Genomic DNA, 8664 nt, shown 5'->3' with positions numbered 1-8664 from the left:
AGGACACCTCCATTGCTGGCTGATTTCATTCACGCCAGAGTCTGTAAACCAAAGTGCGAAAAATTCTTGACACTACCGAGCCGTGCGAGGTCAACCGAAGCATTGGCGCTGGATAATCTCTGGCTGGAACTGCCGTGGTGGTATTGAGAAAAGCAAAGTCCCGACTGTTTCTCCATTTTTGAGTGAACAGCCGGGGCTTTTTCGTGGTTTTATAGCTCTGTGAAATATGCCTCTACAGTTTTGGACAGCAGTTCCCACTTTGGTTCCTTTACACCATGTGGAGCAGTGTAAACACATCCATCATGTAAGAAAATTGGATCTCCATTGCAGGTTGCAAAAACAAATTGCGCATTCAAATACGAATACTCCTCTTGTAAATCACTAAGCTCCTCGACTGGGAAAAATCGAATGTTATTGAATTCCACGTCAATCGGATTGCTCTCACGATATAAATTCTTTAGCACGTCTGGAATCCCATCCAAATCTCCGTTGTATTTAGAAAAAGTATTTCGCTTATCGTATAGAATGGCTTTCTCAACAAACTTTGAAAATTCCATATGTCCTCCTCACACAATAAACGATGGGCAACATTTTTCTATCGTATATACTCGAATCTCTTCTGCAAAGTGACGCTGATGTATGGAATCGGCAACAGAATATGTGATCATGATGATACCAACACTCACCGATACGATGATTCCAGCTGCGCCACCCCAAATACCTTGCGCCGCTATCGAAACAGCTAAAAGCGACAAGGAGAATAGCGCTTGCTTACCAACTTGAATTAACGCATCCTTAGTTGCAACATTATTCCGCTTAAGTTTGATAAACTGATATGCAGAGAACACAACAACAGTCAACGCACCAACAACACCCATGTTGATCATTTTCGAAATATTATCGGTGATTGTTATACCAATATTTTCGAGAACACCTGCAGCCGCTTTTGACGCTACTTCACCGATGGTTCGCCCAATTCCGTATCCAACACCAGCCAAAAATCCAGACTCCAAACCACCTTTAGCACCTTCTGCAAGTGCTAATTTGAGAGAATCAGGAGTAACGCCCGACTGAGCCAAGGTAGTAACAAATCCGACAGTTATGCCCAGTCCCGCACCGATTGCAACGGCTATACCTAAACCACGAAGCTCGTTCTTGAAAACACGTTTGGAATTAGTTTTCTCAAGCATCTTGTTTTTGTTGGTGCCTGGTTTATTGCTCTCGTTTTGCCAATTTCCTCCGTGCCCCTCCTCTTTATGTTGCTGTTTGGTTCTATAAAACTTAATGTTATCTGGGTCTGCTTGCTGTTCGGGGTGGTCTGCAACATTTTTTTGATGATGCCCTTCCGAACCACGGACGCCAACCTTAGGATTGATAGTTTTTCCGCCAACTTTTTTTGGCTTGTTAACTATGTCTGGACGATTTTCTAAAATCTCTTGCTGCTCAGCAGTAGTCCAATTCTCAGAGCCGCTACCGCCCATCTTAATATCAGCAGCCTCGTAGTCCCATGCCAATGATACACCGTCATTTCTGGCACCAGTGTATGATGGATCCCGTGCTAAACCTTGGGCAACTTTTTCGGCAAGCCGTTCACGTTCTGCATTTAATGCATTGAGGAACTCATTCAATTGACGATTAAAGCCGGTTGTTGTTGCTGCAGTTTGAAAGGAAGTATTAGAAAGAGCAACGGAACCGATACCACCTGTATAAGATGTTGAGATTTTACTCTGATGTGAAATGGTTGGTTGTTGGTAGAAAGAAAGACTTCGGTTGTTCTTTATTGCCGTAAGCATATGCTCACCTCAATTTCCGCTCGCACTCGATAGAAAATCGGGTAAGCGCAAGCTTTCCATCGTCATCCAACTTGCTGAAGATGTAGGAATAAACATGATTGTAGTAAATCAGCGTTTCGTTAAATAGGCGGGATGCATCATAAGAGAACAGCGTTGTAGACACCAGCGAAAACAATTGGGTTTGGTTCTTATATTTTCCCTCGTTGTTACGGAACTGGCTAAATGCCTTCGCAAAGGATTCAGCAGCCTGCTTGTTATAAGCGACATTCTTTTTATATTCCAGCTCACGCATTTTGGAACTAATAAGTTCGGTATGATCTTTGGTGAGCGCATCGTAAGCATCGCTCTGTTCACGAGTAAAGCTATCTTTGTCAATCTCAGCATCAACCTGCCCAATTTGTGCTAAAATGGCATCAAAATCTGCCTGAGCAGAAACCGCCTGCAATTTGTCCTTAAGAGCATAGAGTTTCTTGAGACACTCGGAATTATGGCGCTCAATTTCCTCGTTTTCTCTGTCAGCCTTTGCTTGCTGGACATTGGAAATTTCGGCACAGATAGTGTCAAGACGAGACTGGTAGGCTGCAATATCGGAAACGACCGTTTCGGTAAGAATAGCATTTTCGGTATAGAATGCCAAAGCCACCCCTGCCTGCTCAGCGAAATGAGACCTATCCGCAAATGAGGGAAGCGTTTCTGCGAGGGTGCACAGGTAAGCAAAGTATGCATCAAAAATTTCGGAACTATCAGGATTACGGTTGAACGCATTTCGCCCAACCATCAAAGCCTCTGATATTCTTCCTGCGTCTTTATAGCTGTTAAAAAGCGCCAACATTTAGTTAACCTCCTTCAATTGTATCCCAATTGTAAAGGTTCATAAACCAGTATTTTACAACGGGATATTGTCGAAAAAATCTGATAAAAACTTAAGTGCAACAATCCTGTGCTGGATTTCGTTGATATTATAGCTGTTGATCATCTGTCTCAGATTCATAACATATGCATTCCAATCTTTGTCCAGTTTTGCCGCAGCTTGTTCGAATGCAGATTCTGTCTGCGCCCAGTACTGAGTAATTCCTTCTCTGTATTTGGTGGGAATATTATTTTCTTCGACTGCTGCTACAATTTTCTTTGCAACACTCTTTTCCCATCCTCCGCCGAAAAGCTTTGCAATGCCCAAGCCACCGGCAATAAGAAGCCCAACTGCGATTCCTATTGGTCCAAAAATTGAAGAAGTTATTACACCAGCCCAAATGGATGTACCTATAAGGTGACCTGCACCTACAAACAGAAGTACTCCAGAAACCGTACTTGCAAGGAATGTGCCAAAGCCGCCGATCATCCCTAGTGCAGACAATGCAGACGCAAAGGCCCAGCCTGCATCAAAATCAACGTTGATGCTGTTATCTTCAAACGGCTTTGCTATGCTCTCAGAAAAAGCGGCAATATAGTCTTTTGCTGTTTTTGAAAGCGTCTCAGACTTTGATTTCAATATAGACTCACACTCAGCCTGCAACATACTTTGGAGAGAACTTCCGAAGAGTTCAACATCATCTTTCTTGTTTTTTATGCCCTTCTCACGCATTAGCTTAACCAGAGCATCGACATTGATGACGCTAGAAACGTACGAACTAAATTCGTCAATAGAGCCCACTTGCAGGCGGGAAATTTCAGCACGGACATTTGTCTTTCGCGCATCATTATCACGAACTCTCGAAAGTTCATTGCTTTCAATTTCTCTTAGTAACGACTCATATTTATCTCTTTCGGCAACAATCCCTTCGTATTTTTGAATCTCATCAATGAGATTGGGCTTGCGAGAAGCCACATAGCTTCTGACAAAAGATTTTGTTCTTTCGTTAATAATTGTGGGAAGAACTTCGAGAATTTCCGTAAGCTTCTCATTAAACGGCTTGCAAATATCAGGAATATCGGTGGTATAAGCGAAGAACCGTGCACGAAGTTCAGCATACCCATCATTAACATACACATGGTTAGATGCTTTTTCCCTCTCAGCCCAATATCCATTCGGGAGCGTTTTGAGTAGATTTTTACAGCCAACATCGAGTATCTCTGCCAGTTGAGTACGGTTGCCGTTGTTAACCGTATGAGCCTGGGATGCGACGATAAATAGGTTGCACAGAGGACTGAGCGTATTGCTACTCTTATCCTCCCACACTGGCAATTCACTGATATTGCGCTTGAGATATGTAATATCCTCAATTCTCATAAAGCCGTTTGCCTGAGACAGATAAATAATTATATCGGACTTCTGTGCTGCAGCAAACGTGATGTTATCGTCACTTTCTGTTTCAGTTCCAAAACCGGGCAGATCAACGATATCGCAGATCTTTAGAACTGGCGCATCAAGGAAGATAACTGCAGCCCCCGCCTCTTTGTCATAGTTTTCACCCTGACGAGTGCCAAAAGATCGAAGTATCTCAACTCCGCCCGCTGCAATTTTCCAAGAGCGACAATACTCCTCATCGTAGAGTTGGCGCTCATTCCACATGTTCTCGTTGCCAAGATGATTAGTAAATACCCATGCATCTTCTTCAATAAAAGTAGGACGATCAGATATATGCTTAATGTAAACAGCGATTGAGGTTGTCGGTGTCCAAGAAGTGGGCATCTTGTCAACTCCGAGCAAAGCGTTGATCAATGTGCTTTTACCAGTATCAGAGCGGCCAACAATTGCAACTTTTGGTTTGATAAGGCTGGCATTGATACCGGCGCTTAAATCATCGATGTATGCCTTTCTATCTTCTTCGGGCAACTCAATTTGCTCAAGTGCATTGGCGATATATTCGCTCAGTGTGTACTTAGTAAAATCCGCTTTTTTCCATGTGTCCTCTACATTGAGCGGATCAGGAATCGGCTTTTTCCAACCTGTAAGTTCTTCGTAAGAAGCACCAGTTTTTTCGAGAATCCGCTGGATAATCTGGAACGGAATACTATCGGGATCTTTTTCCCAGCGGGAGATACTGGATTGTTCAACACCAATCAATTCTGCAAAGGCAGACTGAGTTTTTATTTTAAGCTTGTCCTCTCGGAAAGATTTTAAGTCCATAAAAAGTCCTCCTTTTGGATTTTTTCGACTATATATTATCGCATTATTTTTCAAATGTCAATATTCTTATGCAAATTTGCATAAGAATATTGATGCCAATTTGCATAGCCGATGTTTTAACCTGCCTTAAAACGGAAATTATCCTGATTCTAAGTTAAGAGCTTTTTTAGCATCATTTGAAACTGTTGAAACTCCGATATTGGGTTTCTTAACAATAAAAACTCCCGTCCAATTCCTCTATGGAATCAGACGGGAGTTTCATATGCACCCGAAAACCGTCAGCTAACAGCTGATAAGTGATTTAGTTCCTTATCACTGTTAGGCCAAGGTCCGGGGATTTTTTTGCTGTGGCGGACCTCGTCACCGAGCGTTTTGCCGGAGGCAAAACCTCGATGCCGGGCGGATTCACTCCGCCCGAGCAGATGAAATCAGCGGGGCCCCCATGGGACAGGTCCCAAGGGGAGCGGCCCGCCACGGCAAGGCCTTCGAGGGCCTGCTGAAGCGCTACTTCGGCTAATCTGAGCGAGTAAAAATCCCCGGACCGGAAGGTCCGGGGATTTTTTGCAGTCAGCTGCGGTGGGGTGCATAAGGAAAAGGCGGAAGTGTCTGTGCCTCCTCCGGCCTCAGTCCGGATAGGTGAAAACCGGCTCCTCGCTGTCCCAGTTGAGATAATAGCATACCTGACAGGGAATCCCCAGGCAGTCCACAAAGATGCCATCAAAGACATGCCAGGTATCTTCAATGGAACCCTCGATCGCAGAACGGGTGCCTTCATCAATTGAAGACAGGAATGCTTCCGGCGTCATGCCTCCCTCTGAGCCAAGGCTATAGGAGACGGTTATCAGGCATTCGTCTGCGTCATAGGAGGCCTTCCAGTGGTCATCATCACTGATGCCGAAATCTTCTTTGATTCCGTCGAATATCTTGGAAAGGGCCAGATTGGTCCTTTCCCGGCTGTCTTCGTAATCGCCCAGCTCATCAAATTCGAGAAATGCGGACATATAATCGCCGCTGTCCATCAGCGCGAGGGCGTTGTTGTAGTCTCCGGCCTTTATGCTCTGTTCCAAATAAAATTCCGTACTGTCGGCCATTTTCCGGCTGTCCTTGTAAGTACCCAGCGCCTCAAAGATCTCGATTGCTTCCTCATAGTACATCTTGGAGAGATTGGCGTCAGAAGAGATAGCCTCGCCCTCGGACAGGATGAGGGACAGACCCTCGTCGCTGCCGGTCTCACCGTAGGATACAAGGGCCATGGCCTTGTCGTACTGGGCCTGCTGGGCCTGATCGGCGCTGTCCTTGTAATCGCCCAGGGCCTCAAATGCGGCGGTCGCGCCGTCATAGTCCCCGGACTCCAGAAGGGATGCCGCATGGTTATATGCGATGCTGTTTTTCATGCTTCCGTAGATCAGTGCTCCCGCCACGATCACCACAACAGCGATGGGAACAAGGATCATGGCCAGCTTGCGGGATTTCTTCGCCTTTTCTTCCGCCGCCGCCTTTTCTTCCGCCTCCTGCTTGAGACGCGCATCCCGGTCGGCCTTCAGTTGCTCCAGATCCAGCGCTGACAGGTAAGCGGCCGTTCTGCGGCAGTGGTGGCAGGACGGTTCACTCTGGCGGTTGAGCGCGCCGCACGCGCACTGCCACAGGTCTTTTTCTGTTTTGTACATGAACGTGCAATCCGAACCGTATTTGATCTGATACTGCTTTGTAAGCTCCCTGTCCTTCAATGCGGACTCGGCCGTAACGGGGGCGGGAAGAGGCTCCCAGGGCGCCCCGGAACTTGTCCAGATGGTATTGTCCGAAAAGATAACCTGCGCCACAGAGATGGAAAAGGCCCGTGTGGCTTGGTCCGGAAGAAAGACAGGGACCTTCTGCCCGAAATCTGTGTCCCGCGCCGCGCTCAGGTCCAGATACTGATGATCAACCGTACCGCCCAGCGGCTGATTCACTGTGTCCAGCGGTGTGAGCGTGACGGTGGCCGCCTTGATGGCCTTATCCTGAATATTGCGGATTTTCAGCTGGGCCAGCACCTTGCCTGTCTGGTTGTCCTTGAGCAGAGCTCCGGCGGCGATGATCACGGGAGCGCCGGTGGAGTACAGATTTTCAGGCAGGGCGGACAGCTTGGAATATCGCTCGCTCATTGCCCCATCCCCTTTACAGCTCAGGGAGCTGGTCGGCTTCGGCGGCCTTCTGCACCCCGCCGCAGCCCGCCATCTGATGCACGTCATCGACCAGCTGGCCAAAGGCGTACAGCGGCCAGGAGGACAGCAGGACGACCAGGCCGCTGCCGCCGCAGGACACCAGAAGCACACCGTTGAACGTGTCGAAGAAGGTCAGCAGCTCCACGATGATGCCGACCGCCATGCATACGATGCCGATGCCTCCGCATACCATTGCCAGGGTCCTCAGTTTTTTGCCGATGTTGGAGTAGAGTTTGTTCATGATCGTGTTCCTTCCTTTCCGCACGGCCTCCGAAAGGACGTGCTCTCTTGTTTTGGGGCTTTGCTGGTCTTGATGTGCCCTGCGGCTGGGAAAACGGGTCGTGTCTGCGCAGGATGACTTCACGGATTGGTACAGGGCGCGCCGCAATTGATATAGATTAACCTGATTTAATTTTATGTGGATGGGAAGAAAAAACAATATTCCGGCTGCATAGTGTTTTCTATATTCCGGCCCGATCAGCCCAATTTTGGAATTGTGATGGAGGAAGGATGTGGTATACTGTAACTGGTACGGCGGCAGTGAAGCGTTTGGATCGCCATGACGAAAAACGCGAGGTGAAGGAAATGACGCATGAAGAATTCCAAGCGGCCATAGACTACTGGAAGGAAAAAGATGCCGGAAGTGTCAAGATGGAGCGTGCAAAGCTGGTGGAGGCGGTGGATGCATATATCCGGTCCAAGAACACCGGTGCGTTGGCCACCGGCGCCGGGGACTTTGTCCGCTGCACGCCCCTCGAGTACAGCTACCATGACGGAGCCTTCTGGATTTTCTCTGAGGGCGGGGAGAAGTTCATCGCTCTGGAGAAGAACGACAATGTGTGCCTGGCCATCTTTGACGGATACGGCTCCCCCGGAGGTCTGCACGGAATGCAGGTCATGGGGAAGGCGGAGATGGTGGAGCCCTTCTCTGAGGCGTATATGGCCCATGCCGCCTACCGGAAGGTGCCCGCTGAGCTTCTGAAGAAGCAGTCGCCTCCCATGAACCTGATCCGCATCAGGCCCACCAGGATCGACTACCTGTGTTCTGAGTTCAAGAAAGCCGGCTGCTCCAGCCGGCAGTCCCTGGTGCTGGAGGAGTAGCAGCTGCCGGGACTTATAAGTGAAGATAAAAAACAGACTGGGCAGAGCGTCAGATCGCTCTGCCCAGTCTGTTTTTTGCACCATATAACCCGAGATGGGGGAAACATTATGACAGCGTCTTTACAAGGTCCTCCACCCGGTTGTGGATCTGCCGTATCACATCCAGAAAGACCTGGTCGCTCTGGCCGGTGGGGTCGGGCAGCTGCCAGTTGTAGTCAAAGGCCCGGCCGATGTAGGGACACCCCACGTCGCAGCCCATGGAGATGACCAGGTCGGGGGCGGAGATTTGGTCGATGGTCTTGCTGTACTGGGTTTTCTCCATGTCGATGCCGTAGACCTGCTTCATCAGCCGCACCGCGTCCTGGTTGATCTGGGGCTTGGTCTCGGTGCCTGCGGAGTAAAAGTCGAACCGGTCCCCGGCCAGATGGCGGCCCAGAGCCTCGGCGATCTGACTGCGGCAGGAGTTGTGGACGCACAGAAAGGCGATCCGCTTTCTTGCCAT

At 48.4% G+C, this 8664-nt stretch carries 8 protein-coding genes; 1 reads left to right on the top strand and 7 read right to left on the bottom strand.

Translation table 11 applies throughout. The annotated features are described in order from the left end of the window. Positions 1 to 209: 209 nt before the first annotated feature. The 6 genes from WMO64_RS11390 to WMO64_RS11365 all read right to left on the bottom strand — a co-directional run bounded on the left by WMO64_RS11390 (position 210) and on the right by WMO64_RS11365 (position 7302). Complete coding sequence (locus WMO64_RS11390; RefSeq protein WP_349232043.1) at positions 210 to 557, bottom strand: hypothetical protein; 348 nt, start codon at positions 555 to 557, stop codon at positions 210 to 212. A 9-nt stretch (positions 558 to 566) separates the two neighbouring features. Beyond that, positions 567 to 1793 (bottom strand): hypothetical protein, encoded by a 1227-nt coding sequence (locus WMO64_RS11385; RefSeq protein ID WP_349232042.1) that lies wholly within the window; start codon positions 1791 to 1793, stop codon positions 567 to 569. Positions 1794 to 1797: 4 nt separating this feature from the next. Then, a complete protein-coding gene (locus tag WMO64_RS11380) occupies positions 1798 to 2625 on the bottom strand; it encodes a hypothetical protein (protein WP_349232041.1) in 828 nt (275 codons plus the stop codon). Positions 2626 to 2679: 54 nt separating this feature from the next. After that, on the bottom strand, positions 2680 to 4860 hold the full coding sequence (locus WMO64_RS11375; protein ID WP_349232040.1) for a dynamin family protein: 2181 nt from the start codon (positions 4858 to 4860) through the stop codon (positions 2680 to 2682). 623 nt (positions 4861 to 5483) lie between these two features. Next, a complete protein-coding gene (locus tag WMO64_RS11370; protein ID WP_349232039.1) occupies positions 5484 to 7001 on the bottom strand; it encodes a hypothetical protein in 1518 nt (505 codons plus the stop codon). 13 nt (positions 7002 to 7014) lie between these two features. Beyond that, on the bottom strand, positions 7015 to 7302 hold the full coding sequence (locus WMO64_RS11365; RefSeq protein ID WP_349232038.1) for a hypothetical protein: 288 nt from the start codon (positions 7300 to 7302) through the stop codon (positions 7015 to 7017). Between the two features lie 410 nt (positions 7303 to 7712). On the opposite strand from WMO64_RS11365, the gene WMO64_RS11360 reads away from it, so the two are divergent. Beyond that, positions 7713 to 8162, top strand: a complete 450-nt coding sequence (locus tag WMO64_RS11360) for a pyridoxamine 5'-phosphate oxidase family protein (RefSeq protein WP_294517120.1) — start codon at positions 7713 to 7715, stop codon at positions 8160 to 8162. A 106-nt stretch (positions 8163 to 8268) separates the two neighbouring features. Here the strand turns inward: WMO64_RS11360 and WMO64_RS11355 are convergent, their stop codons facing one another. Further along, a complete protein-coding gene (locus WMO64_RS11355; RefSeq protein WP_349232037.1) occupies positions 8269 to 8664 on the bottom strand; it encodes an arsenate reductase ArsC in 396 nt (131 codons plus the stop codon).

The organism is Pseudoflavonifractor intestinihominis, from assembly GCF_040096055.1.
GTDB lineage: Bacteria > Bacillota > Clostridia > Oscillospirales > Oscillospiraceae > Pseudoflavonifractor > Pseudoflavonifractor intestinihominis.
This window is presented reverse-complemented; position numbering and strand designations above follow the sequence as displayed.

Excerpts from the sequence above, each read along its gene's own strand:
- WMO64_RS11390 (WP_349232043.1), bottom strand. The coding sequence starts at position 557 with ATGGAATTTTCAAAGTTTGTTGAGAAAGCCATTCTATACGATAAGCGA.
- WMO64_RS11385 (WP_349232042.1), bottom strand. The coding sequence starts at position 1,793 with ATGCTTACGGCAATAAAGAACAACCGAAGTCTTTCTTTCTACCAACAA.
- WMO64_RS11380 (WP_349232041.1), bottom strand. The coding sequence starts at position 2,625 with ATGTTGGCGCTTTTTAACAGCTATAAAGACGCAGGAAGAATATCAGAG.
- WMO64_RS11375 (WP_349232040.1), bottom strand. The coding sequence starts at position 4,860 with ATGGACTTAAAATCTTTCCGAGAGGACAAGCTTAAAATAAAAACTCAG.
- WMO64_RS11370 (WP_349232039.1), bottom strand. The coding sequence starts at position 7,001 with ATGAGCGAGCGATATTCCAAGCTGTCCGCCCTGCCTGAAAATCTGTAC.
- WMO64_RS11365 (WP_349232038.1), bottom strand. The coding sequence starts at position 7,302 with ATGAACAAACTCTACTCCAACATCGGCAAAAAACTGAGGACCCTGGCA.
- WMO64_RS11360 (WP_294517120.1), top strand. The coding sequence starts at position 7,713 with ATGGAGCGTGCAAAGCTGGTGGAGGCGGTGGATGCATATATCCGGTCC.
- WMO64_RS11355 (WP_349232037.1), bottom strand. The coding sequence starts at position 8,664 with ATGGCAAGAAAGCGGATCGCCTTTCTGTGCGTCCACAACTCCTGCCGC.